Annotated in this window: 20 protein-coding genes; 11 read left to right on the forward strand and 9 right to left on the reverse strand. The window is 66.5% G+C overall.

The window, feature by feature from the left end; genetic code table 11:
• Positions 1 to 4: 4 nt before the first annotated feature.
• Positions 5 to 703: a hypothetical protein gene (locus tag QE395_RS04275; protein WP_306987646.1), complete on the forward strand. Its 699-nt coding sequence runs from the start codon at positions 5 to 7 to the stop codon at positions 701 to 703.
• Positions 704 to 796: 93 nt separating this feature from the next.
• Here QE395_RS04275 and QE395_RS04280 read toward each other — a convergent pair whose 3' ends face one another.
• From QE395_RS04280 to QE395_RS04290, 3 genes are all read right to left on the reverse strand, one after another.
• Positions 797 to 1345: a SymE family type I addiction module toxin gene (locus QE395_RS04280; RefSeq protein WP_306987647.1), complete on the reverse strand. Its 549-nt coding sequence runs from the start codon at positions 1343 to 1345 to the stop codon at positions 797 to 799.
• Between the two features lie 490 nt (positions 1346 to 1835).
• Positions 1836 to 3221 carry a sigma-54 dependent transcriptional regulator gene (locus QE395_RS04285; RefSeq protein WP_068853796.1) on the reverse strand — a complete coding sequence of 462 codons (1386 nt, stop codon included), beginning with the start codon at positions 3219 to 3221 and terminating at the stop codon, positions 1836 to 1838.
• A 64-nt stretch (positions 3222 to 3285) separates the two neighbouring features.
• A complete protein-coding gene (locus QE395_RS04290) occupies positions 3286 to 4899 on the reverse strand; it encodes a HAMP domain-containing sensor histidine kinase (RefSeq protein WP_184126716.1) in 1614 nt (537 codons plus the stop codon).
• Positions 4900 to 5142: 243 nt separating this feature from the next.
• Here QE395_RS04290 and sucC point away from each other — a divergent pair, with 243 nt between their 5' ends.
• The 4 genes from sucC (at position 5143) to QE395_RS04310 (ending at position 9493) form a co-directional block, all read left to right on the forward strand.
• The gene (sucC, locus tag QE395_RS04295; protein WP_068853794.1) at positions 5143 to 6312 is read left to right on the forward strand and encodes an ADP-forming succinate--CoA ligase subunit beta; all 1170 of its coding nucleotides are present in this window, start codon (positions 5143 to 5145) and stop codon (positions 6310 to 6312) included.
• Positions 6313 to 6333: 21 nt separating this feature from the next.
• Positions 6334 to 7209 (forward strand): succinate--CoA ligase subunit alpha, encoded by an 876-nt coding sequence (gene sucD, locus QE395_RS04300; protein WP_093533719.1) that lies wholly within the window; start codon positions 6334 to 6336, stop codon positions 7207 to 7209.
• Positions 7210 to 7346: 137 nt separating this feature from the next.
• On the forward strand, positions 7347 to 8981 hold the full coding sequence (locus QE395_RS04305) for an NAD+ synthase (protein ID WP_306987648.1): 1635 nt from the start codon (positions 7347 to 7349) through the stop codon (positions 8979 to 8981).
• 65 nt (positions 8982 to 9046) lie between these two features.
• Positions 9047 to 9493, forward strand: coding sequence for a hypothetical protein (locus QE395_RS04310; RefSeq protein ID WP_306987649.1), 447 nt, complete (start codon positions 9047 to 9049; stop codon positions 9491 to 9493).
• A gap of 69 nt (positions 9494 to 9562) precedes the next feature.
• Here the strand turns inward: QE395_RS04310 and QE395_RS04315 are convergent, their stop codons facing one another.
• Positions 9563 to 10447 (reverse strand): outer membrane protein assembly factor BamD, encoded by an 885-nt coding sequence (locus QE395_RS04315; protein WP_095363644.1) that lies wholly within the window; start codon positions 10445 to 10447, stop codon positions 9563 to 9565.
• Between the two features lie 116 nt (positions 10448 to 10563).
• Here QE395_RS04315 and rluD point away from each other — a divergent pair, with 116 nt between their 5' ends.
• The 3 genes from rluD to QE395_RS04330 are packed head-to-tail and all read left to right on the forward strand — an operon-like array spanning position 10564 to position 12772.
• Positions 10564 to 11559 (forward strand): 23S rRNA pseudouridine(1911/1915/1917) synthase RluD, encoded by a 996-nt coding sequence (gene rluD / locus QE395_RS04320; RefSeq protein WP_068853790.1) that lies wholly within the window; start codon positions 10564 to 10566, stop codon positions 11557 to 11559.
• Positions 11559 to 12368: a peptidoglycan editing factor PgeF gene (gene pgeF, locus QE395_RS04325; RefSeq protein ID WP_095363645.1), complete on the forward strand. Its 810-nt coding sequence runs from the start codon at positions 11559 to 11561 to the stop codon at positions 12366 to 12368. Before rluD ends, pgeF begins: the two co-directional genes overlap by 1 nt.
• Complete coding sequence (locus QE395_RS04330; protein ID WP_306987650.1) at positions 12365 to 12772, forward strand: thiol-disulfide oxidoreductase DCC family protein; 408 nt, start codon at positions 12365 to 12367, stop codon at positions 12770 to 12772. The genes pgeF and QE395_RS04330 overlap by 4 nt, the downstream gene beginning before the upstream one ends.
• A 19-nt stretch (positions 12773 to 12791) precedes the next feature.
• Here QE395_RS04330 and QE395_RS04335 read toward each other — a convergent pair whose 3' ends face one another.
• The 5 genes from QE395_RS04335 to QE395_RS04355 form a co-directional block, all read right to left on the reverse strand.
• Positions 12792 to 14060: an OmpA family protein gene (locus QE395_RS04335; RefSeq protein ID WP_306987651.1), complete on the reverse strand. Its 1269-nt coding sequence runs from the start codon at positions 14058 to 14060 to the stop codon at positions 12792 to 12794.
• A gap of 297 nt (positions 14061 to 14357) precedes the next feature.
• Entirely contained in the window at positions 14358 to 15725 is a 1368-nt protein-coding gene (gene otsA, locus QE395_RS04340; RefSeq protein ID WP_095363647.1) for an alpha,alpha-trehalose-phosphate synthase (UDP-forming), read from the reverse strand.
• Entirely contained in the window at positions 15722 to 17503 is a 1782-nt protein-coding gene (locus QE395_RS04345; protein ID WP_095363648.1) for a glycoside hydrolase family 15 protein, read from the reverse strand. The genes otsA and QE395_RS04345 overlap by 4 nt, the downstream gene beginning before the upstream one ends.
• Before the next feature lie 22 nt (positions 17504 to 17525).
• A complete protein-coding gene (otsB, locus tag QE395_RS04350; protein ID WP_095363649.1) occupies positions 17526 to 18302 on the reverse strand; it encodes a trehalose-phosphatase in 777 nt (258 codons plus the stop codon).
• Between the two features lie 100 nt (positions 18303 to 18402).
• On the reverse strand, positions 18403 to 20850 hold the full coding sequence (locus QE395_RS04355) for a TonB-dependent receptor (RefSeq protein WP_095363650.1): 2448 nt from the start codon (positions 20848 to 20850) through the stop codon (positions 18403 to 18405).
• A gap of 264 nt (positions 20851 to 21114) precedes the next feature.
• On the opposite strand from QE395_RS04355, the gene QE395_RS04360 reads away from it, so the two are divergent.
• From QE395_RS04360 to QE395_RS04370, 3 genes are all read left to right on the forward strand, one after another.
• Positions 21115 to 21594 carry a DUF3574 domain-containing protein gene (locus QE395_RS04360; protein ID WP_095363651.1) on the forward strand — a complete coding sequence of 160 codons (480 nt, stop codon included), beginning with the start codon at positions 21115 to 21117 and terminating at the stop codon, positions 21592 to 21594.
• A 55-nt stretch (positions 21595 to 21649) separates the two neighbouring features.
• Positions 21650 to 22105, forward strand: a complete 456-nt coding sequence (locus QE395_RS04365; RefSeq protein WP_141236240.1) for a hypothetical protein — start codon at positions 21650 to 21652, stop codon at positions 22103 to 22105.
• A 94-nt stretch (positions 22106 to 22199) separates the two neighbouring features.
• Positions 22200 to 23921 (forward strand): thiamine pyrophosphate-dependent enzyme, encoded by a 1722-nt coding sequence (locus tag QE395_RS04370; protein ID WP_210130913.1) that lies wholly within the window; start codon positions 22200 to 22202, stop codon positions 23919 to 23921.
• Positions 23922 to 23988 lie beyond the last annotated feature (67 nt).

The raw sequence follows: 23988 nt of genomic DNA on the forward strand, positions 1-23988 counted from the left end.
CGGTATGTTGAGCCATCTTTCTCAATTGGTTGCCGTTGAGCTTCACGACGCCGTTGTTGGTGATGTCGTGCTCTCAATCGAGGATCGATCCGTCGAGGTTTCAGTAAAGCTTCCGGATTCCGGCGAGAGCCAAGGCGAATTGCATCGCTCGTGCCTGTTCAAGGAGGTCGGAAACTGCTTAGTGAGGCTCGACTTCAGCGCCCTGGCAGAGGAAAGCTGGGCGGGCAATGTCCAGAATTGCCGTCTCGATGTCGATGCCGGAGTGGCGAGATTCTACTTAGCCGGCGGGCTAATCGAATGTTCTTCTCGCTCATTAGCGCTAGGCGACAAAGGGGCGTTGGCGAGCCTCAACGTAGGCGAGGGTTGTGCCGCCCTCCCTGATTCTCTAACTGGACTAGGTGAGCTCGACTTCGATGAGTCGCAGCTTCTGAAGATGACCATGTCGCCAGGCAGTTGCTCGTGCCACGTTATTGTCATGGTCAGGGGCCGCTCGAAAGCCGCCCCGAGGGTGCAGGCAAGGATTACTTTTCATGATGTCAGTTCCTGTCTTGCTACGGTCGCTATGAGTAGCCTGTCTAGCCAAGACGAGTGCGGCAATATTCAATCATGTCAGGTTGATTCAAACCGGGGGATCGTACGACTGTACTTGAGAGATGGATTTATAGAGGTGGTAGCCAAGTCAGTAGCGCTGACTCACCGCTGAGTAGCGGCATAGTCCAATCATCCTTCGGCATCATCGTGCGCAATTACTGGCAAGGATAGCCACGCAGGGCGTGGGTCTACGGCTGGGCGCCGGTTAGCGGATTGAGCCGTGCTTAAGTTGTAGGTCCAGCCACAAGCCCTGCGAAGTTCGACAGAACGGCCCAAGACGTTGGGCCAGATCGATGTCCACGTCCTGGTCGCCGGCGAGAAAGCACTCAGCGAAGTCCTGCGATACGCCGATGGCGTGGGCGAAGTCCAGGGTGGAAGCGCCCATCGGGGCGAGGATGAGTTCGCGCACCAGCCAGCCGGGGTGCTCGACGATGATTCGGCTGTCCGGGGTGGTGCGGCCCAGCTTGGCGACGTGTTTCTCGAAGGCCGTGGAGGTGCTTCGCCGCGCTTCTTCGGGGTACTCGATCAGGCTCACGATCAGTTGGCCCTGGGTTGCTTCGATGCTCACGCTTGCGCCGACTTTGAAGCCGGCGCTCTCAAGCCAACGGCCGTGTATCGATAGGCATGGGACTGTGCCGCCGTTGAAGGTGTCCATCCAGGCGTAGGTGTGTGCGCGCACGGTGTAGTGGCGCGGTCGGTCGGCCGTGGGCAGCAGCAGTTCGGGGAAGAGGGGGGTATTGCGTGGCGAGCGCATGGGGAGCCTCCGAGGGGAAAATCTCCCTTGCCATTGCGGCAAGGGAGCCGGGAGGTTCGAAACCGCATGCGTGCGAGCGGCGTGGCGTATTTCCCCCGTTGAGGGGTCTTGTATTAGCCACCCTCCCGGCATGGGACGTCCATAATTTTGCACACATCAGGAGTTTCGAAGCTCCGTCCCCACCATGCGCCGTGGTGGGGTCGGTAGCCAATCGATTCTGTCTGTTGGTTTTGCCGGGTTTGATAGGCGATGCCAACAGGTTGTCGCTAGCGACCCGGGTGGGGGCGGTAGTGCGACGGCGGTGCGGTTTTGTTGGGGCGTTGGCGACAGGGAGTCTGGCGTTACGTGGGACACGCATGGCGTGTTGCTACGCGGGTTCGTGTCTGTCGCGACACGCCGTGCGTGTCCAGCGGGATGTCTGGTGGACCTGTCCCTTGAGCGGTTGGGTTGGTCGGTGCGTCTCAGCCACGCAGGGCGTGGCTCTACGGGTTCAATCCATTCCCAGCTTTTTCAGCTTGTACCGCAACGCGCGGAACGTGATGCCCAACTGCGCGGCAGTCCGGGTCTTGTTCCAGCGGTTCTCTTCCAGTGCCTTCTGAATCGCGGTGCGTTCCATCTGCTCGATATAAGAAGGCAGGGCACCGCTCCCCGCCGGCAGATCCACCACCGCTTCTTCATGCGCTGCCACGGGAGCTCCACCATGCCGCGGCACACCCTGCTGCGGCAACCGAAGATCGCTCGCCCCGATGGTGTCACCCTCGGCCAGCGCCAATGCACGCTCCAGAATGTTTTCCAGCTCGCGCACGTTGCCCGGGAAGTGATACGTGCCCATCGCTTCCAGCGCCGACGGCGCCAGCAGCGGAGTGGGCCGCCCATGCGTACGGGCCAACCGGGCCAGGATCGAAGCCGCAAGCTGCGGCAGATCACTACGGCGCTCGCGCAGCGGCGGCACGCGTAGTTCGATCACATTGATGCGGTAATACAGGTCGTGGCGGAACCGCCCATCTTCCACCAGGTCGCCAAGGTCCTTGTGGGTGGCAGAAAGAATGCGCACATCCACCGGCACTTCGGTGGCCGCGCCCACCGGGCGGATCGACTTTTCCTGGATCGCGCGCAGCAGCTTCACCTGCATCTGCAGCGGCAGTTCGGCCACTTCATCCAGGAACAGAGTGCCGCCATGGGCGGCCTGGAACAGGCCCGGCTTGTCGGCATGGGCGCCGCTGAAGCTGCCCTTCTTGTGCCCGAAGAATTCGCTTTCCATCAGTTCCGATGGAATGGCGCCGCAGTTCACCGGTACGAACGGGCCGGCCGCACGTGCGCTCTGGCCGTGGATGGTGCGGGCCACCAGTTCCTTGCCCACGCCCGATTCGCCCAGGATGTACACCGGCGCCTGGCTGCGGGCGACCTTGGTGATGGTGGCGCGCAGGCCATCCATCGCCGCCGATTCGCCCAGCAGGCGTGCGGTGGTGTCGCTGGTCAGCGGCGGCGGGGCGGGGCGTTCGGTGTTGTTGAGTTCCAGCGCATGCTTGACCAGCCCGCGCAGCACCGAGATGTCCACCGGCTTGCTGACGAAATCGAACGCGCCGGCCTTCAACGCTTCCACCGCCAGGTCCATGCTGCCGAACGCGGTGATCATCGCCACCGGGGTGCGCGGGTAGTGCTGGGCGATTTCAGTGACCAGCTCGATGCCGTTGCCGTCGGGCAGGCGCATGTCGGTGATGCACAGGTCGTAGGGGTTGCTGGCCAGCAGCTCGCGCGCTTCGGCGAGGTTGGCCGCGGTGCTGATACGCAGGCCCATGCGGCCCAGGGTCAGTACCAGCAGTTCGCGGATGTCGCGTTCGTCGTCGACGACGAGGGCGCTGCGGTTTTCGTTCATATGGGGGAAAGATAGCCGAGTGCGGTTGAAAACGACAAACTATTGACGCCTGCAGGGTAGCGCGTCATTGCGGCCGCATGGTGTGCGGCCCGGGGAGTACCAACCGGAAGCAGGCACCGCCGGCGGGCACCGAGACATACTCCAGGCTGGCCTGGTTGCCCTTGCACAGCTCACGGGCGATATACAGGCCCAGTCCGGTGCCGTGCTCGGAGGTGGTGTAGAACGGGCGGAACAGCTGGCTGGCCACCGATTCGGGAATGCCGGGGCCCCGGTCCATCACGTCGATCACCGCATTGCGGTCCTGGCGCGCCACACGCAGGCGTACGCGGGCCGGGTCCTGGCCGGTGCGGCCGTACTTCAAGGCGTTGTGCACCAGCACGGTGAGGATCTGGTGCAGGTGGCGCGGGTCGACCAGCCCATGCACGGAAGACTCGCTGATGATCGGCTCGATGCTGTCGGTTTCCAGCGTGAGGCTCTGCTTGTACTCCAGCACGAAGCGGCGCACGAAGGCGGCCAGGTCCAGGTTTTCCGGGTTGGCCCGCTCGCGCCGGGCCAGCCCCAGCACGCTTTCCACGATGCCGTTGGTGCGCTGGCACTGCTGGTGGATGATCTGCAGCAGGCGGCGGTCGGTATCGCCAATGGCAGTGGATTCCTCCAGCAGCTGGGCGGCGTAGTTGATGGCTGCCAGCGGGTTGCGGATCTCATGGGCCAGGCTGGCGGAGAACCGGCCCATGGCCGAGAGCGTGAGCGATTCGGCGCGGCGCGAGACCACGGTGGAATCGTCCAGGAACACCAGGGTCAGGTCGCTGCCGGCCAGCAGGCGGGCAAAGCGCGGCTGCACTTCAGGCTGGTCGGGCGACAGCTGCAGTGGGGTCTCTTCGTTGGTCCAGCCATTTCGCCAGCGCTGCAGGCGGCGGCTCAGGTCGGGCGCGGCGCTGCCCAGTTCCAGCAGGCCGCTGCCGCTGTTGCCGTCGTTGTCGCCGATCAGGGTGGCGGCGGCCTCATTGGCCAGGGTGATGCGGTTGGCACCATCGACCACCAGCACGCCGGTGCGCATGCGGCGGATGATCAGTTCGTTGATCTCGAACAGGTTGGCGACTTCGGCGCCGCGCTGGTTGGCCAACTGCTGGTTGCGGCGGGCGCGGTTGCCCACCTGGTAGCTGACGAAGGCCAGGGCCAGGAAGCTGGTGATGAACATGGCCAGTTCGGCCAGGGTGCGGTTGGGCTCGCCGTTCTCGAGCAGGTTCCAGACGTATTCGCCGGCGGTGGCGGCGCTGGCGGTGAGGGCCAGGCTCAGGCCCAGCGACAGCGGCAGCAGGGTGGCCGCAGCGGCGATGTTGAACAGCAGGGCCATGGAAAGGCCGGCGCTGGCACCGGGCAGCGCGTGGGCCAGCAGCACGGTGGCGACGATGTCGATGAGCACGCTGCCCACCACGATCGGGCGCAGCCAGCGGTCGTTGCGGCCGGCCACCAGGATCAGCAGCGACAGCGCCAGGTAGCTGCCGCTGACCACGGCGGCTAGCTGCGGGTGGGTGGATTCGCCCACCATCGCGCTCAATGGGCTGAACAGCAGGGCGGCGATGACCGCTGCGATCAGGACCCGGTAGAGGGCGAAAAAGTACAGCTCCCGCTTCGGCATGGACTCGATGCGGTCGATCAATGAAGCACTGGGTGACACGCCGGAACTCCCCTTCTGGCTGGGCCCAGTATAGGCATAGGTTTGGGCCCCGAGCCGCGCATTTTGACCATTCCCGACCCACCCCCGGGGGGGCGGCCCGGGCGCAACTGCCTGAATGAAGGTGGAAATCTCCCCCTCTTCACGCCCGGGGCCCGGTTTCTTTGCGCCGCGCCGCCGGGTCGTCCACAATAGTGGGCCCGCCGCGGTCCGTGCGTGCGGTCGTTCCTATTCCCACGGTGACGCATGAATTTCCACGAATACCAGTCAAAACAGCTGCTTGCCGAGTACGGCATTCCCGTCCCGGCCGGCAAGGTCGCGGCAACCCCCGATGAAGCCGTCGCAGCTGCCAACTCCCTGGGCCAGGGCCCCTGGATGGTGAAGGCGCAGATCCATGCGGGCGGTCGCGGCAAGGCTGGCGGCGTCAAGTTCTGCAAGACCACCGATGACGTCAAGGCCGCTGCGGCCAAGATGCTCGGCACCAAGATGGCCACCTACCAGACCGCTGGCGTTGAACTGCCGGTCAACCTGGTGCTGGTGACCACCGCCGGTGAGATCGTCAAGGAGCTGTACCTGTCGGTGCTGGTTGACCGTGGCACCAAGACCATCACCTACATCGCTTCTTCGGAAGGCGGCGTGGAGATCGAGCAGGTGGCTGCTGAAACCCCGGAGCTGATCCACTCGCTCAACGTTGATTTCGTTGAAGGCGTGCAGGGTTACCACGGCCGCGATTTCGGCTTCAAGCTCGGCCTGACCGCCAAGCAGGCCGGCCAGTTCGCCAGCATCATGGTGAACCTGTACAAGCTGTTCAACGAAAAGGACCTGGCGCTGGTTGAAATCAACCCGCTGGCCATCCTGGACGACGGCAACCTGTACGCGCTGGATGGCAAGTTCGACAGCGACGACAACGCCGCGTTCCGTCAGAAGGCCCTGGTCGCCATGCGCGACAAGACCCAGGAAGACGAAACCGAAGTGACCGCTTCGGAGCTGGACATCAACTACGTCACCATGGACGGCAACATCGGCTGCATGGTCAACGGCGCCGGCCTGGCCATGGCCACCATGGACGTCATCAAGCTCAACGGCGGCGAGCCGGCGAACTTCCTGGACGTGGGCGGCGGTGCGAACAAGCAGCGCGTCATTGAAGCGTTCAAGCTGATCCTGTCTTCGGACAAGGTCGAAGGCATCTTCGTCAACATCTTCGGCGGCATCGTCCGCTGCGACATGATTGCCGAAGGCATCATCGCCGCTGTGAAGGAAGTGGGCGTCAAGGTTCCGGTCGTGGTGCGCCTGGAAGGCACCAACGTGGAAGAAGGCAAGCAGCTGCTGCGTGACAGCGGCATGGCCATCATCCCGGCCGACAACATCAACGACGGTGCCAAGAAGGTCGTTGAAGCTGTCAAGAACGCCGCCTGATCCGACACCGAAGGAATAACAATGTCTGTTTTGATCAATAAGAACACCAAGGTGATCGTGCAGGGCTTCACCGGCCAGCAGGGTACCTTCCACGCCACTCAGATGATCGAGTACGGCACCCAGGTTGTTGGCGGCGTGACCCCGGGCAAGGGCGGCACGACCCACATCGACCTGCCGGTCTTCAACACCGTTGCCGACGCCGTGCAGGCCACTGGCGCCAACGCTTCGGTCATCTACGTGCCGCCGCCGTACGCGGCTGACGCGATCCTGGAAGCTGCGGCTGCCGGCATCAAGGTCATCGTGTGCATCACCGAAGGCATTCCGGTGCTGGACATGCTGCGCGTGAAGAACGTGCTGACCCGTTCGCATCCGGACACCGTGCTGATCGGGCCGAACTGCCCCGGCGTGATCACCCCGGGCGAGTGCAAGATCGGCATCATGCCGGGCCACATCCACAAGCCGGGCAAGATCGGCATCGTGTCGCGTTCGGGCACCCTGACCTATGAAGCGGTCAAGCAGACCACGGAAGTGGGCCTGGGCCAGTCGACCTGCATCGGTATCGGTGGCGACCCGATCAACGGCCTGAACTTCGTTGACTGCCTCAAGCTGTTCAACGAAGACCCGCAGACCGAAGGCATCATCATGGTCGGCGAAATCGGCGGCGACGCCGAGGAAGCTGGTGCGGAGTACATCAAGAACCACGTGAAGAAGCCGGTCGTCGGCTTCATCGCGGGCGCTTCGGCTCCGGCCGGCAAGCGCATGGGCCACGCCGGTGCGATCGCATCGGGCGGCAAGGGCACCGCTGAAGGCAAGTTCGCCGCCATGGAAGCTGCCGGTGTGGTCACCGTCCGCTCGCCGGGCGACCTGGGCGCCGCCATCGCCAAGCTGGTGAAATAAGCGCGCCAGCCAAGGATGCGTAGTGCCGACTGTTAGTCGGCAAAAGAAAAGCCGCCCCAAGGGGCGGCTTTTCTGCTTTTGCAGTCCGCCGAACCACCAGCGCTACAATGGGGCATCGCAACCACAGGCTTCACCCCATGACGTCGATCCGCATCGCGATGGCCCAGTTCGATTTTCCGGTGGGCGCGGTCGCGCAGAACACCGACAACATCATCGCGATGATCGCCGAGGCGCGCGATGAGTTCGGCGCCGAGCTGGTGGTGTTCCCGGAGCTGGCCATCAGCGGCTACCCGCCCGAAGACCTGCTGCTGCGCCCGCGCTTCCTGTACGACTGCCAGCAGGCACTTGCCCGCATCGCCGAAAGCACCCAGGGCATCACCGCCGTGGTCGGCTGGCCCGAGGCCACCGGCGCAGTGGTCTACAACGCGGCCAGCGTGCTGCGCGACGGCGAGGTGCTGCACACCTACCGCAAGCGCGAACTGCCCAACTACGCGGTGTTCGACGAACGCCGTTACTTCGATATCGACCCCGATGGCGGCAGCTGCGTGTTCGAGCTGAAGGGCGTACCCGTGGGCGTGCTGGTCTGCGAAGACCTGTGGTTCCCCGAACCGCTGGCCGATACCGTGCGCAGCGGTGCCGAGCTGGTGGTGATCCCCAATGCATCCCCATACGAACGCGGCAAGCACGCCCAGCGCGACGCGCTGCTGGCCGAGCGCACCCGCGAAACCGGCGCGGCCCTGCTGTACGTCAACATGGTCGGCGGGCAGGACGCGCTGACCTTCGATGGCGCATCGGTCGTGGCCGATGGCGATGGCACCGTGCACCCGGCCGCAGCAGCCTTCACCGACCAGTGGCTGGTGGTGGACTACGACGCCGAAAGCCGCCGCTTCCTGCCGCGCGAGTGGATGGACGACGGCGACGAAAGCATGGATGCGCTGGCCTGGCGCGCGGTGACCCGCGGCATCCGCGACTACTGCGGCAAGAACGGGTTCAAGAAGGTGTGGCTGGGGCTGTCCGGCGGCATCGATTCGGCGCTGGTGCTGGCGATGGCGGTGGACGCGCTCGGCGCGGACAACGTCACCGCGGTACGGCTGCCCTCGCGCTATACCGCCGACATGTCCAACGACCTGGCCGCAGAGCAGTGCCGCGCGCTGGGCGTGAAGCTGGAAGCGGTGTCGATCGAGCCGGTGTTCGAAGGCCTGATGATCGCGCTCGGCCCGATGTTCGAGGGCCAGCCGGCGGATGTGACCGAGGAGAACCTGCAGTCGCGCGCGCGTGGCGTGATCCTGATGGCGCTGTCGAACAAGTTCGGCGGCCTGCTGCTCACCACCGGCAACAAAAGCGAATACGCGGTCGGCTACGCCACCATCTACGGCGACATGTGCGGCGGCTATGCGCCGCTGAAGGACCTGTACAAGACCGAGGTATTCGGCCTGTCCAAGTGGCGCAACACCGTGGGCGGCGCGCCGGTGATCCCGCCGGCGGTGATCGCCCGGCCGCCGTCGGCCGAACTTCGTGCCAACCAGACCGACCAGGATTCGCTGCCGGCCTACGACGTGCTGGACGGCATCCTGTACCGCTACGTGGACCAGGAGCAGTCGCGCGAGGAGATCGTCGCGGCCGGTTACGCCGCCGACGTGGTGGACCGCGTGCTGCGGCTGGTGCGCACCAGCGAGTGGAAGCGCCACCAGGCCGCCCCGGGCCCGAAGGTGTCGCGCCGCGCGTTCGGCCGCGAACGCCGCTACCCGATCAGCAACGGCTACAAGGGCTGAGCGAAACCCGGAAGCGCGGGCAGGGCGGGCGGGTGATGCTGGGCGATTCCCCCAGGAGCTGCCCCATGATCTGTTTACCCCCCTGCACGCGTCCGGCCGATGTCCCACGTAACGTGGTGACGACGGCATTCGCCGCACGGCCGGAGCCGTGCCAGGTCCGTAACCATCCGCCGCTGCAGGCACCGGCCGTCGTGCGGCCCGTGGACTACGACATGGGTGCCTGCCTCAGGCAGGCACCGGCCGGTACTACGCACATCACCTCGCTCTTCAACCGGCGCCAGGAAAGCCTGCCCGTTGAACAGCGCGGGCGATTCCAAGTGATGCCCACGCAGCTTCCTTCGCTGCAGGCGGGCCCGCGTTCGATACTGAAGCCCTCGCTCCCTGCGCGCGACTACCACGGCGCATCCTCCGCGCCGTCAATACCCCGGGTGACGCTCAGTGCCTGGTCCACGGAGAAGGATTGCCATGGCCGGATAACCCCGGTGCCGACCCGCGGCGTAGCTGGGCTCTAACCGCCCAACCCCGAAAACAAAAAAGGGTCCCGCAAGGGACCCTTTTTCTGTTTCAGCGCCGCGCTGGTATCAGCGGCGATTCATCGTTGCGTTGCGCTGGCCGGTGCTGGCGGACTTCTCGCCGGCGAACGGGTTCAGCTTGCGCACCATCCACGGATACTTCGGCCAGTTGCCCTGCAGCCACGGGTGCTCGGGCTGGTTCAGCTCCAGCACGCGGCGGGCGTCGTCGGCCAGGGTCTTGTTGCCCAGGTGGGTGTAGGCCTCGCCCAGGGCGGCCACGGCGTCGTACTGGAACGCGCTCTGCGGGTAGGTATCCAGCAGGTAGTTGGCGCGACCAGCGGCGGAGACGTAGGCCTCGCGGCGCAGGTAGTAAAGCGCGTTGTCCAGCTCATGCTGGGCGAACACGTCGCGCAGCTCCAGCATGCGGCTGCGTGCATCGGCAGCGTAGCGGCTGTTGGGGTAACGCTCGACCACGATGTTGAAGTCGGCGTAGGCCTGGCGCGGGGTGGACAGGTCGCGGCGGCTCGGGTCCAGCGACCACACGCGGCGCAGGAACACCGTGTTGCGGTTGCTGTTGGCCAGGCCACGCAGGTAGTACATGTAGGCGATGTTGCGGTGGGTGGGGTAGGTGCGGATGAAGCGGTCGATGCTCGACACCGCGTCATCGTGCTTGCCGGCCTTGTACTGGGCGTAGGCGGTTTCGATCATCGCCTGCTCGGTGTACGGGCCGTACGGGTACTGGGCGATCAGGCGGCGGAAGGTGGCTTCGGCGCCACTCCAGTTGCCCTTCTGCATCAGGCCGTGGCTCTTGTCGTAGATCGTTTCGACAGGCTGGCCTTCTTCCGGGTTGTCACCCTTGGCGCCACGGTGGCAGCCGGTGGAAACGAGGGCCAGGACCAGCATCAGGGCCGCGGTGCGGACGGGCGCGGACAGCAGGGAAGAGCGTCGGATCATGGGGTCAGGGCGGGACGCGGCTGGAATACGAAGGGTCGATGATAGCCTAGTGGCCTGTCCTGCGACTGAAACTGGTCGCCGGGACCCCCAATTTGTCTTCCTGCGGTGTGCTCCCCATGTCCGATAACGCTTCTGAAACCGAATCCACCCGTCAGGCCGTCGTGCCCGATACCGCCGCCGGGCGGCGCTTTGACGCCGTGCTGGCCGACCTGTTCCCCGAATTCTCCCGCTCCAAGCTGAGCGAGTGGATCAAGTCCGGGGACGTGCTGCTGGACGGCGAACCCGTGCGCGGGCGCGACCCGGTCCGCGGCGGCGAGGTGGCCAGCCTGCATGTCGTGCTCGACACCCAGACCCACGCCGAGCCCGAGGACATCCCGCTGGACATCCTGTACGAGGATGAACACGTTTATGTGATCAACAAGCCGGTCGGCCTGGTGGTCCACCCCGGTGCGGGCAACCCCACCGGCACCCTGGTCAACGCGCTGCTGTTCCGCGACCCGGGCCTGTCGGTGCTGCCGCGCGCGGGCATCGTGCACCGCCTGGACAAGGACACCAGCGGGGTGATGGTGGTGGCCCGCACCATCCAGGCGCAGACCGCGCTGGTGGAGCAGCTGGCCGCGCGCAACGTGCACCGCCAGTACCTGGCGGTGGTGGTGGGCGCGCTGGTCTCCGGCGGTACCGCCGATGCGCCGATCGACCGCCACCCGCGCGACCGCATCCGCATGGCGGTGCGCGAGGACGGCAAGGACGCGGTGACCCATTACCGCCTGCGTGAGCGCTTCCGCGCCCACACCGCGCTGGAGTGCCGCCTGGAAACCGGGCGTACCCACCAGATCCGCGTGCACATGGCGCACCTCAAGCACGCCATCGTGGGCGATTCGCTGTACGGCGGCGCGCTGAAGCTGCCCAAGGGCGCCACCGACGAGCTGGTCGCGCAGCTGCGCGGCTTCAAGCGCCAGGCGCTGCATGCTGAAACGCTGGAGTTCGCCCACCCGATCACCGGTGAGCCGATCCGCAACAGCGCGCCGCTGCCGGCCGACATGGTGGCGCTGCTGGACGCGCTGCGTGAAGACACCAAGCGTTTCACCGAGCTGGAACGCGGTCGCCGCTGATGGCTGCGCCCGTGGCCCCTGATTCGCCGCACGCCGCGCTGCTGCCGGTGCTGGCCGCCGACTGGGCGGCCGCGCCCGGGGTGCATGCGCTGACCACCCTGCGCCACGGCGCAGGCGGCTCGAAGGCGCCATTCGACCAGTTCAACATGGGCAACCGCACCGCCGCCGACGGCGACGACCCGGACCAGGTGGCGCGCAACCGCGCGCTGCTGCAGGCCGGGCTGGGCCTGCCCTCGGCACCCCACTGGCTGCGCCAGGTGCATGGCACGGGGGTGCTGCGGTTTGATGCGCCACCCGTGGAGGGCGGCATTGACGCCGAACCCACCGCCGATGCGGCGGTGACCTCGGTGCCGGGGGTGGTGCTGGCGATCCTGACCGCCGACTGCCTGCCGGTGGTGCTGGCCGCGCGCGATGGCCGCGAGATCGGGGCCGCCCATGCCGGTTGGCGTGGCTTGGCCGACGGCATGCTGGAAGCCACGGTGGCGGCGATGCGTACGCCGCCGGGCGGGTTGCAGGCGTGGCTGGGGCCGGCGGCCGGGCCGGCCGAGTACGAGATCGGGGCGGACGTGTTCGCGGCGTTCGTGGACCTGGATGCGGGGGCGGCGGAGGCCTTCGTGGCCACCCGCCCGGGGCATTGGAAGGTGGATCTGTACGCGCTGGCGCGGCGGCGGCTGGTGGCGGCCGGGGTGGACCCGGGCGAAATCAGTGGTGGGCAGCTGAGCACGATTGCCGAGCCGGGGCGGTTCTATTCGCATCGGCGGGATCGACGGACGGGGCGGATGGCGACGTTGGCGTGGATGGTGCCGTGAGCCCCGATGCCGGGGCGGTGATCGTGTTTGATGGCGTTTGCGCGCTTTGCAGCCGCTGGGTGCGGTTCCTGCTGCGGTTTGATCAGCGGGGGCGCTACCGTTTCGCGGCGATGCAGGGGGCGCATGGGCGCGCGTTGTTGCAGCAGCACGGGCTGGATCCGGATGATCCGTTGTCGTTCCTGCTGGTGGAGCACGGGCGGGCATGGAGCGATACCGATGCCATCGTGCGGGTGCTGGCCGGGTTGGGCGGGGCGTGGAAGGTCGCACACGTGCTGAGGATGGTGCCGCGTGGGTGGCGCGATCGTGCGTATCGCGCGCTGGCACGCAACCGGTACCGGTGGTTCGGCCGGCATGAGCAGTGTTTCCTGCCCACACCAGCGCAGGCGGCGCGCTTTCTCGATTGAAGGCGCGCGGACGCGCACGTCACCGAAGAACGCTGTATTCAATCCGACGATTGCGATCCCGCCCGCTCTCCAACCGGTTGTCGGCCACCGGATGTTCTTCGCCATACCCGCGCGGCTCCAACACACTGGCCGGTACCCCCAGCGCCTGCAGTTCCGCCACCACCACATCCGCGCGTTGCTGGCTCAGCTGCAGGTTGGTTTCGGCAGCCCCCAGGCTGTCGGTATGCCCGCCCACTTCGAGGCGCACACCGGGCCCGGCGGCCAGGATCGCCTGCGCACTGGCCCGCAGCATGTCGCGCCCATCGGCCCGCAGCACCGGCGACTTGTGCTCGAACCCGACCTTGCCCTGGTTCAACGCCGCCACCAGCGCGTGCGGTTCGGGCTGGGCCGGCAGCTGCGCCAGCGCGATCCGGCCCGCGTCCCACAGCCCGCTCACCTGCAGGTGGCCAAACGCGCGGCGCAGGGTATTGGACACCGCGATCCGGTCACCTTCCGGCAGCCGGGTCATGTCCACGTGCAGTGCATCGCCGGTAAACGACAGCGAAAGCCCGGGATGGCGCAGCACCGGGGCCAATGTCACCAGCCGGTCCAGCCAGCGCGGGGCCTGTGCCTGTGGGTCGCGCAGGATGTCGCCGGTGACCCCGCCCTGGCCGTACTGGGCCACCAGCGCGCTCCATACCCGGCGGCGGTCGGCCTCGCCTGGCAGGCGGCCGCGTACGTCGATCACGCCGCCGCTGTTCACCAGCGACAGCCGGGGCGGGTGCTGCTGTTCGGCATAGGTCGGCGCTGCACCGGTACTCACCCGGGTCTTCTGGTGGATCCAGCCGGTCAGGCACAGCAGCACGCCGGCTACCATCACCCACAGCAGCCCTCGCGCAGCGGTGCCCCGTACCAGGCGCAGGGTAGGGCTTCGCGGCACCGCCTGCTTCACGGGATGGGGCGCCTGCGCGCTGCGGGCTTCCTGCTCCAGGACATCCAGCAGGCCCGGCAGCAGGTCGGAGGCCACCACCGCGAACATGCCGGTGGGGAAGGCGGCCCGCCGCGCCAGCACGGCCAGCTCTTCGCGGCCGATCACGCATTCCAGCTGGCTGGCCAGCAACCGCGAGGGCCGTTCATCACCGGGAAAACGGCTGCCCAGGCCCACGGCATCGAAACGACGGCGCAGGCCATGGATGCCGCCCGGCAGGCCGCGGATGTAATCGACCAGCACGTCCACCAGATTGCGCGCGCGGTGGCCAAGGCCCATGTGCAGGGCGGTGTCTTCGATGAAGCGATCCAGCAGTGACATCAATCCGATTCCCGGTTCCAGCCCCTGCGGCATGCACGGGCGTTGCGGGAGTCAATGTCGGAACGGCCTGTCAACGAAAAATGAAAGTTGCGCGGGTCGCAGGTTGCGAATCGGTCGTAGTTTCCGACGATTTAGGAGGCCTATCTAAATGGCACGCTTCGCTTATCGGGATTTCCACGGCGGGGGGTGCAGAAAGCGACACACTCCTAAAACGAGCGCATCACAGCGGATGATGCGCATGGCGGGTGCGAGTTCAGGCCAGAAGCGACAGATTTCTGGCCCGACAGCATGTCGTAATCAGCCGTTTTCCAGTGCCTCCAGATAGCTCTGGCGCCAGTGGTTGATGTCATGGGTGCGCAGGTGATCCATCATCGCCTGCCAGCGCTCCACGCGTTTGCGCAGCGGCATGGTGGCGGCGGTGGCGATGGCATCGGCCACGCCATCCAGGTCGTGCGGATTCACCAGCAACGCCTGCTTCATTTCGTCGGCCGCGCCGGCCAGCAGCGACAGCACCAGCACACCGGGGTTTTCCGGGTCCTGCGAGGCCACGTACTCCTTGGCCACCAGGTTCATGCCATCGCGCAGCGGAGTGACCAGGCCGACGGCGGCGGCGCGGTAGAAGCCGGTGAGGGTGGCATGCGCGAAGTTCTGGTTCACGTAGCGCAGCGGGGTCCAGTCCGGTTCGGCAAAGCCGCCGTTGATGTGGCCGGCGATCTGTTCCAGCTGGCTGCGCAGCTGCCGGTACTCGGTGACATCGCCGCGCGACACCGGGGCGATCTGCAGGTAGGTGAGGCTGCCACGCTGGTCAGGGTGGCGTTGCAGGTAGCGCTCGAAACCCTGGAAGCGTTCGGGCAGGCCCTTGGAGTAGTCCAGCCGGTCCACGCCGATCGCCAGCTGGCGGTCGCGCAGGCTGTTGCGCAGGTCGCGCACGGCCGGCTTGTTGGCACCGGCCTTGGCCTGGCGTTCGATGTGCGCGGTATCGATGCCGATCGGGAACGCGGCGGCGCGGAAACGGCGCCCGCCGGGGGCTTCCAGCAGGCCATCGGGCAGCACCTTGCCGCCGGCGAACAGGCGCACGTAGGACTGGAAGCGATCGGCGTCGCGCTGGGTCTGGAAGCCGACCAGGTCGTACGCGTACAGGCTGGAGAACAGCCGCAGGTGGTCGGGCATGGCCTGCAGCAGGTCGGCCGAGGGCATCGGCACGTGCAGGAAGAAGCCGATGCGGCAGCCGATGCCGCGTTCGCGCAGCAGCGAGGCCAGCGGGATCAGGTGGTAATCATGGATCCACACGATGTCGTCTTCGCGCAGCAGCGGCGCCAGCTTTTCGGCGAACAGCGCGTTGACCCGGCGGTAGGTTTCGCGGGTGGCGCGGTCATAGTCCACCAGGTCCAGCCGGAAGTGCAGCAGCGGCCACAGGGTGCGGTTGGCGAAGCCGTTGTAGTAGCCGTCGACGTCGCGCTTGTTCAGGTCCATGGTGACGTAGCGGATGTCACCCTCGGTCTGCTCGTGCAGCTCCCCGCTGTCATCGCGCACGGATTTGCCGCTCCAGCCGAACCACAGCCCACCGCGTTCCTTCAGCGCGGCCAGCAGTCCCACCGCAAGCCCACCCGGGGCGGCCACGCCGGGCGCGGCCACGCGGTTGGACACCACGACAAGGCGGCTCATGAGGCCTCCTGCCAGCTGCGCGACAGCCGCATGGCGGCGGTGACCAGACCCACGTGCGAATAGGTCTGCGGGAAGTTGCCCCAGGCCTCGCCATTGTCGAAGGCCAGGTCTTCGGAGAGCAGGCCCAGGTGGTTGCGGCGCTCGAGCAGCATTTCGAACATCTCGCGCGCTTCGTCCAGGCGGCCGATGGCGGCCAATGCGTCGATGTACCAGAACGTACAGATGGTGAAGCTGGTTTCCGGCTCGCCGAAATCATCCGGCGCCACGTAGCGGTACAGCGCGTTGCCGTGCTTGAGGTCACGGCCGATGGCCTCGACGGTGGCGACGAAACGCGCATCATCGGCGGCGATGAAGCCGATGTCGGCCAGCAGCAGCAGCGAGGCATCCAGGCGGTGGCCGCCATAGGTGTCGGTGAAGTGGCCCAGCTCGTCGCTCCAGGACTCGCGCAGGATGCGCGCGTGGATGGTGTTGGCGCGGTCGCGCCAGTACTCGGCACGGTGGTCCAGCTTCAGGCGCACGGCGATCTTGCACAGGCGGTCGCAGGCGGCCCAGCACATCGCGCTGGTGTAGGTATGCACTTCGGTGCGGCCGCGGAATTCCCACAGGCCGGCGTCGGGCACGTCGTGCAGGGCGAAGGCCTGTTCGCCCAGCGGTTCCAGCCGCGCGAAGGTGTGGGCGTCGCCGGGGTCCTGCAGGCGGCGGTCGAAGAACAGCTGGGTGGACGCCAGCACCACGCTGCCGTACACATCGTGCTGGCGCTGCACCCAGGCCAGGTTGCCGCGCCGCACCGGGCCCATGCCACGGTAGCCATCGAGGGAGGCCACTTCGCTTTCTTCCAGCTTGGCCTCGAAGCCGATGCCGTACAGCGGCTGCAGGCTGCCATCGCCGGTGGCGAGATTGAAGATGTAGCCCAGGAACTGTTCCATGGTGCGGGTGGCACCGAGGCGGTTGAGCGCGCGCACCACGAAGGCGGCATCGCGCAGCCAGCAGTAGCGGTAATCCCAGTTGCGGATGCTGCCCGGCGCCTCGGGAATGGAGGTGGTCATGGCGGCGATGATGGCACCACTGTCTTCGTACTGGCACAGCTTGAGGGTGATCGCACTGCGGATCACCGCGTCCTGCCATTCAAGCGGAATGGACAGGTAGCGCACCCATTCGCGCCAGTAATCGCGCGTGCGCTGGAAGGATTCCTGCACATAGCCGCTGAGCGAACGGTTCAGCGATTCGTCCACGCCCAGCACCAGGTGCACCGGGTGGCTGAGCACGAACGGCAGCTCATCGCGCACGAAGCGCAGCGGTACGTCGGTGGTCAGGCGCAGCACGTGGTCGGGCAGCACCCAGCGGATGTGGTTGCTGCCCCAGGTGGCCTCGGGCACGCGCGCGCCCCAGTCCGCCAGCGGCCGGGCGCGCACGATGATGCGCGGGTTGCCGCCCAGCGGGCGCACCTGGCGGATCAGGCTGACCGGCCGGTAGAAACGATCGTTCTGGCGCCAGCGCGGGGCGAAGTCGATGATTTCCAGCGAGCCGCCGTGCTTGTCGTGCAGTACGGTGCGCAGGATGGCGGTGTTGGTCAGGTAGCTCTGTTCGCTGCTGACCATGTCTTCCAGTTCGATGGCGAAATCGCCACCGACCTGCTGGTTGGGCTGCAGCAGTGCGCAGAAGGTGGGGTCGCCGTCGAAGGTGGGCAGGCAGCTCCACACGACGCGGGCGTGGCGGTCGATCAACGCGCCGAAGCTGCCGTTGCCGACCACGCCAAGGTCCAGGTTGGAATCATTCATGGGGTGGGGGTCTCTGGGTGCATCAGTCAGCGTTCTTCTGGAGCCAGTCGTGTACGTCGCGCACACGCGGCAGGGCGAAGACAGCGGCACTGGGCTCGCGTTCGCCCACCAGCACGCTCCAGCCATGCAGGGTGTTGGCGGCATCGAAGCCGTATTCGTCGGTCAGGTCGTCGCCCAGGAACACGGGAATGCGGCCGCGGAAGGGCAGTTGCTGCATGAGCTGGCGAATCGCGCGGCCCTTGTCGCTGCCTTCGGGAATGAATTCCACCACGTGGTCGCCAGGCTGCAGCCGGTACCCGGTGTGGCCGCCAATGTGGCGTTCGGCGAACGCACGCACCTCGTTGGCGGCATGCGGCGCGCCACGCCAATGCAGGGCCAGGCTGCGGCCCTTGTCTTCGACCAGCACACCGGGATGGCCATGCGCGAACCGCATGGCCTGCTGGTGCACGGCGTGCAGCCATTCGCTGGTGTCGCTGTCAGTGGCGCTGCCGGAGCGGCCGTCAACGGCGTGGGTGTCACCGCCCATACCACGCACCTGGTGGCCGTGCAGGCCAGCGGCGGGCAGGTGCAGTGGCGCGAACAGGCGGTCCAGCTGGGCCAGCGGTCGCCCGCTGATCAGGGCAACCGCACCGGCGAGCCGGTCGCTGATGCGGCCGATGGCCTCGCGCACCTCGGGCAGCAGGGTGACGGCCTCGGGGTCGTCGGCAAATTCAATGAGCGTGCCATCCACGTCCAGGAACAGCGCGCACGCATTGTCCAGCAGTGGTGGCGGCGGACGGAGGGGGTAGTCGTTGGCCATGCTGCCAACATGCCACCGGAAGCGTGATCGTCCAGTAGACGATCACGCTTCCATTCAAACGCGCCCGGTAGCGCCAGGCCCTGCCTGGCGGTACCAATGATCAGAACGTGTAACGAACGCGCCCGTAATAATAGGCACCATTGCTGCCAATCGGCGACAGCACGTCATACGGCAGGTTGCCGAAGTAATAGATGTCCTCGTTGGACAGATCCGAATAATTGTCGGTCAGGTTCTGCCCACCCAGCGCCACGCTCCACTGCGGCGTGATCCGGTACTCCACCTCGGCATCCAGCTGCCACTCGGCGCCATAGGTCTGCCGCGGCACATACCCATCGCCGAAGTTGAACACCCGGGTCACGCTGCCGTAACGACTCAGGCGGCTGCTCAGCGTCCAGCGATCATTTGCCCAGGTCGCCGCCAGCTGCGCCCGCGTGCGCGGCGTGGCATCGGTCAGGGTGTTGGTCTCTTCCAGGCCGAACAGCACGTAGTCCGGGTCCAGCGCCAACAGGCTCGCCGGCGTGGCCAGCACGTTCTTCAACGTGGTCTTGTTGTAGGCGTAGGTGCCGGTCAGCACCAGTTGCCCATCGCCCAGCCCTTGCCGCCAGTTGGTCACCAGCTCGGCGCCGCGCGTGCGGGTATCAGCGGCGTTGACGAAGAAATTGGCGCTCTGCAGTCCGGCCACGCCGAACTGCTGCTGCACATAATCGGTGAGCGCATCGCCGGTGATGCTCTCCGACAGCGCGATGCGGTCATCGATATCGATCTGGTAGAAGTCCAGCGACAGGTCGAAGTGGTCGCCGATGCGGCTGGTGAAGCCCAGGCTGGTGTTGACCGACTTTTCCGGCTTCAGGTCGGTAGCGCCCAGGCCGCGCGCGATCGGGTTGTTCACCGACAGCGTGCGGCCCTGCACGAGCTGGCCGGCGGCGTTGTAACCGGTGGAGGTGGATTCATAGCCGATCTGCGCCAGCGACGGCGCGCGGAAGTTGTTGGAGATCGCGCCACGCAGTGCGAACGCCGGGGTGAACTCATAGCGCAGGCCCAGCTTGCCGGTGAGCTCGCCGCCGTAATCGTCGCTGTGCTCGTAGCGTGCGGCCAGGTCGCTGGAGAAGTGTTCGCCGAATTGGCTGGACAGGCTGGCATACGCACTGGTCACGTCGCGGCGGAGCGAGGTGGCGTCCTGCGGGGTCAGCCCACCACCGGCCTGCGAGCCAGTCGGGCGGTCGGTGTAGGGGCCGGCGGCGTAGCTGGCGGGGTCACCGGGGCGGGTCTGGAAGTGGTCGCGGCGCGCTTCCAGGCCCAGGCCGAGGCTGTGGGTGTTTTCGCCCTGGGTGAACACCCGGCCGAGGTCGAAATTGCCCACGGTCAGTTCATTGCGGTAATCGCCAGTCTTGAACCGGGTCGGGCTGCCCGGGCCCAGCGAGGCATTGAGCGAGTTGCGCAGGCGGTAGGTGAAGTCGTTGAAGCCGTAATCCAGGCTGGCGTCGTAGTTCCACTCGCCCCACTGGCCCTTGGCTCCGGCCACGGCCTGCACGTCGCGGTTCTCGCCTTCGGAAATTGGGCGGTAACCGTTGGGGTACAGCTCGGTCCAGTTGGCGTCGCTGTCGGGGTAACGGAAGTAGTTGGCGCCTTCGCTGTCGCGCTGGTTGAAGGTGCTGAAGAAGTAGAACTTCGAGGTTTCACCGAATGGCAGTTCGGTGTTGATCCAGGCGTTGAGGTCCTTGGTCTTGCCATCGCCGAGCACGTAGTTGCGCTGGCCCTGCAGGGCCAGGTTCGCATCGGTCTGGTCCCACGGCGGAATCTGGTCGAAGCCGGCGCGGTTGGTGCCTTCGCGGTTCTTCAGCTCCAGGCCCACGCGCAGGAAGCCGCCGTCTTCGCCCAGCGCGGTGCCGACCTTGGCACTGGCGAAGCTGGTCTGGCCATCGGTGAGCGTGCGGTCGATCGGCTTGAGGTCGGTGTGGTTGGCACCGAAGCTGGCTTCGATGGCGCCGCCTTCCGGGGCGTCATCCAGGATCACGTTGATCACGCCGGCCACCGCATCCGAGCCGTAGAGCGCACCGGCGCCGTCGCGCAGCACTTCGATGCGCTTGATGGCGCTGACCGGGATGGAGTTGAAGTCCACCGGGGTGGTGCCCTTGCCGATCTTGCTGTCGGTGTTCACCAGCGCGCTGGTGTGGCGGCGCTTGCCGTTCACCAGCACCAGCACCTGGTCGGGCGACAGCCCGCGCAGCTGGGCGGCGCGCACGTGGTCGGCACCGCCGGAGTTGGACTGGCGCGGGAAGTTGAACGAAGGCAGCAGCGCCTGCAGCGCGCTGCCCAGCTCGCCATTGACCACGCCGGCGCGGCGGATGTCCTCGGCGGTGAGCACATCCACCGGCGAGGTCGATTCGAGCACGGTGCGGTCGATGGCGCGGGTGCCGGTGACGATCACCGTGTCCAGCGTGGTGGCGGAGGCGGGCGCGTCCTGCGCATGGAGGTCCTGGGCCAGCAGGGGAGAGGACAGGACCAGGGCAATGGCGAGGCCAAGGCGCGACGCGGACGGACGGGACATGCGGGCTCCAGCAGCAAAACGAGGGGGAGGGTGGTGCCGGGCGCTGCCCGGCTGGTCTCAGACGAAACTATTGTTCCATCCGGATGAAGCGATATATTATCTTGGCGTGAACCCTACCTGTGATGCAAGTCCCAGTACCGACGGTTATCAGCTCATAACCGGACGTGATCTGCGCAGATCACGGAATCCGTCACCCTGTCCACCGCGTAGCGACACGCCATGCGTGTCCACGGAACCCCCGCAGCACCCGGAGCCCCCTGCACCATGAAGCTTTCCCCCCTCCTGCTGGCCGCCTTCCTCGCCCTCGGCGGCTGCGCCACCACCACAACCTCCTCCCCGCGCGCCCCCGAATCGGCCACCGCCACCCTCCAGGGCGATGCCGCCCGTCCGGATGCGGCGACCAACTGGGTGCGCAGCGAGCTGTACTTCGGCGTGGGCGAGGAAAGCGGTGCCTCTGATCGCGAGCAGACCGATGCGATCAGCGAGGCGCAGTGGCGCGACTTCCTGGACAAGCAGGTCACCCCGCGCTTCCCGGATGGCCTGACCGTGTTCGATGCCTACGGCCAGTGGCTGTTCCGCGGCGCCAAGGAGCCCAATCGCCTGCGCACCAAGGTGCTGGTGGTGCTGCACGAAAACACCCCGCAGCGGCGCGCGGATATCGAGGCGATCCGCCTGGCATGGAAGCAGGCGACGAAGCACCAGTCGGTGCTGTGGTCACAGCAGGCGGTGGAAGTGTCGTTTTGATCGCAGCAGTTGAAGTCGTTTTGCGACGCCTGGAGCGATGTTTTTCTGGAAGCACATGCAATGGGCATGGCGAAAAATGGGGAACCATCGATTCCAGGGAGTTGCCGTGCATTCCGTAGGTTCCAGTTCCTCGCAGGCGTCGGTCGCGCGGCAAGCGGTCGCGTCGCAGACCAACGACAAGCAGCAGGCAACGATCGGCACGCAGACGCTGTCCGTCGCTGAAATCAGCAACCGCCCGGCGGAAGCCGCAGCCGCTGCTCCGACGTGTCCTGCCCCCCAGGACCCTGTCGGTGTGGCACTGGAACGGTCTTCTCCGCGGGCTTTCCGCACTTTCATGGAACTGATGGTGTCTGAGGGGTACATGCCAAGGGAGATCCAGGCGGAGGTTTACATGCAATCCGGCACCCCTCAGCAGGTAGGCATGCTGCTTGCCCAGATTCGACGCAATTCCGACGCGTTGGACGCCTTCCCCCGGCTGCTCGCCCAGGCAAAGGCAGCCGAACGGGAATAACACCAACGTATGACCCGGGTACGCGCTGATTCGCACGCCGGTGTCACCTTCGCAGGTCTAGGCTGGTATTTCCCCCGAACGTGGAAGTGCCACCATGAGCAAGCGCGTTGCCGAAATCGTCGTCGATACCCTGCAGGCCGCCGGTGTGCGGCACTGTTACGGCATCGTCGGCGACACCCTCAACCACGTCACCGACGCGATCCATCGCAGTGACATCGACTGGGTGCACGTGCGCCATGAAGAAGCCGCGGCGTTCGCGGCAGGGGCCGATTCGCTGATCAGCGGGCGCCTGGCGGCCTGCGCTGGCTCGTGTGGCCCCGGTGGGCTGCATTTCATCAACGGCATCTTCGAGGCCAACCGCAACCGCACGCCGCTGGTGCTGATCGCCAGCCAGGTGGTCACCACCGAGCTGGGCATGGAGTTCCCGCAGGAAGTCGACTTCAAGGCGGTGTACGCCAGCTGCAGCGTGTTCTGCGAGCAGGTGTACACCCCGGCGCAGGCGCGGCGGATGGCGACCTTGGCCTGCCAGGCGGCGATCAGCCGGCGCGGCGTGGCGGTGCTGATCCTGCCGGCCGACATTGCTGAAGCCGAGGTCAAGGACGATCAGCCGTTTTCCGTACACTACACCCAGCCAGTGCTGCGCCCCAACGACGACGAACTGCAGCGCATCGCGGCGCTGATCGGCGCGGGCAAGCGCATCGGCATTTATGCCGGTGCCGGCTGCGAGCACGCGCACGATCAACTTGTCGCGCTGGCCGCGCACCTCAAGGCGCCGATCGCGCACACTTCGCGGGCCAAGGATTTCGTGGAGCATGACAACCCGTACAACATGGGCATGACCGGTATTTTCGGCATTGAGTCGGGCTACCACACGCTGATGGCGTGCGACACGCTGCTGCTGCTCGGTGCGGATTTCGCCTGGGGCCAGTACTATCCGGACAAGGCGACGTTGATCCAGGTCGACCGCGATGGCAGCCACCTGGGCCGGCGCCACCCGGTGCAGCTGGGCGTGGTGGGCGACATCGGCCCGACCCTGGAGGCGCTGCTGCCGCTGCTGCCGGAACGCGAGGACCGCAGCTTTCTGGACGAGTGCATCGGCCACCGCGAGAAGGCGCTGGAGACCCGCGCGAAGGAGGAGCACCCGGGCGAGGGCGAGCTGATCCATCCGCAGCATCTCACCGCGCTGCTCGACCGGCATGGCGATGACGATGCGCTGTTTACCGCCGACTGCGGTTCGCCGATGGTGTGGATCCTGCGCCATATCCGCACCAATGGTCGCCGCCGCACGCTGACCAGCCTGCTGCACGGCACGATGGCCAATGCCCTGCCGCAGGCGCTGGGCCTGCAGAAGGCGTTCCCGGGCCGGCAGGTGATCGCGATGTGCGGCGATGGCGGCATCGCGATGCTTCTCGGCGAGCTGCTCACCGCCGTGCAGGAGAACCTGCCGATCAAGGTGGTGGTCTACAACAACAGCTCGCTGAACTTCGTGGAGCTGGAGCAGAAGGTGCAGGGCCTGCTGGACAACTACACCGATCTGAAAAACCCCGACTTCGGCCGCCTGGCCGAGGTGATCGGCTTCTACGGTCGCACCGTGACCCGCAGCGAAGACCTGGAGCAGGCGGTGCAGGACGTGCTGGCCCACCCCGGCCCGGCGCTGCTGGACGTGCATACCAGCCCCACCGAGCTGGTGATGCCGCCGCAGGTGGAGGCCAAGCAGGTGGCCGGCACCGCCCTGTATGCGGCCAAGGCGCTGCTGCACGGGCGGGTGGGGGACGTGCGGGACCTGTTGGCGAACAATTTCCTCAACAAGCCGTAGGGCGTCACGACCAACGGTCGTGACCTGCCGCGCCGGTAGGTACCGACCGTTGGTCGGTACGGGGCGT

It is taken from the genome of Stenotrophomonas sp. SORGH_AS_0282, assembly GCF_030818125.1.
Lineage (GTDB): Bacteria > Pseudomonadota > Gammaproteobacteria > Xanthomonadales > Xanthomonadaceae > Stenotrophomonas > Stenotrophomonas rhizophila_A.

Excerpts from the sequence above, each read along its gene's own strand:
- QE395_RS04370 (WP_210130913.1), top strand. The coding sequence starts at position 22,200 with ATGAGCAAGCGCGTTGCCGAAATCGTCGTCGATACCCTGCAGGCCGCC.
- otsB (WP_095363649.1), bottom strand. The coding sequence starts at position 18,302 with ATGGCCAACGACTACCCCCTCCGTCCGCCGCCACCACTGCTGGACAAT.
- QE395_RS04360 (WP_095363651.1), top strand. The coding sequence starts at position 21,115 with ATGAAGCTTTCCCCCCTCCTGCTGGCCGCCTTCCTCGCCCTCGGCGGC.
- QE395_RS04345 (WP_095363648.1), bottom strand. The coding sequence starts at position 17,503 with ATGAATGATTCCAACCTGGACCTTGGCGTGGTCGGCAACGGCAGCTTC.
- QE395_RS04280 (WP_306987647.1), bottom strand. The coding sequence starts at position 1,345 with ATGCGCTCGCCACGCAATACCCCCCTCTTCCCCGAACTGCTGCTGCCC.
- QE395_RS04275 (WP_306987646.1), top strand. The coding sequence starts at position 5 with ATGTTGAGCCATCTTTCTCAATTGGTTGCCGTTGAGCTTCACGACGCC.
- QE395_RS04305 (WP_306987648.1), top strand. The coding sequence starts at position 7,347 with ATGACGTCGATCCGCATCGCGATGGCCCAGTTCGATTTTCCGGTGGGC.
- QE395_RS04355 (WP_095363650.1), bottom strand. The coding sequence starts at position 20,850 with ATGTCCCGTCCGTCCGCGTCGCGCCTTGGCCTCGCCATTGCCCTGGTC.
- sucD (WP_093533719.1), top strand. The coding sequence starts at position 6,334 with ATGTCTGTTTTGATCAATAAGAACACCAAGGTGATCGTGCAGGGCTTC.
- QE395_RS04310 (WP_306987649.1), top strand. The coding sequence starts at position 9,047 with ATGATCTGTTTACCCCCCTGCACGCGTCCGGCCGATGTCCCACGTAAC.
- rluD (WP_068853790.1), top strand. The coding sequence starts at position 10,564 with ATGTCCGATAACGCTTCTGAAACCGAATCCACCCGTCAGGCCGTCGTG.
- QE395_RS04285 (WP_068853796.1), bottom strand. The coding sequence starts at position 3,221 with ATGAACGAAAACCGCAGCGCCCTCGTCGTCGACGACGAACGCGACATC.
- QE395_RS04335 (WP_306987651.1), bottom strand. The coding sequence starts at position 14,060 with ATGTCACTGCTGGATCGCTTCATCGAAGACACCGCCCTGCACATGGGC.
- QE395_RS04365 (WP_141236240.1), top strand. The coding sequence starts at position 21,650 with ATGCAATGGGCATGGCGAAAAATGGGGAACCATCGATTCCAGGGAGTT.
- otsA (WP_095363647.1), bottom strand. The coding sequence starts at position 15,725 with ATGAGCCGCCTTGTCGTGGTGTCCAACCGCGTGGCCGCGCCCGGCGTG.
- QE395_RS04315 (WP_095363644.1), bottom strand. The coding sequence starts at position 10,447 with ATGATCCGACGCTCTTCCCTGCTGTCCGCGCCCGTCCGCACCGCGGCC.
- pgeF (WP_095363645.1), top strand. The coding sequence starts at position 11,559 with ATGGCTGCGCCCGTGGCCCCTGATTCGCCGCACGCCGCGCTGCTGCCG.
- sucC (WP_068853794.1), top strand. The coding sequence starts at position 5,143 with ATGAATTTCCACGAATACCAGTCAAAACAGCTGCTTGCCGAGTACGGC.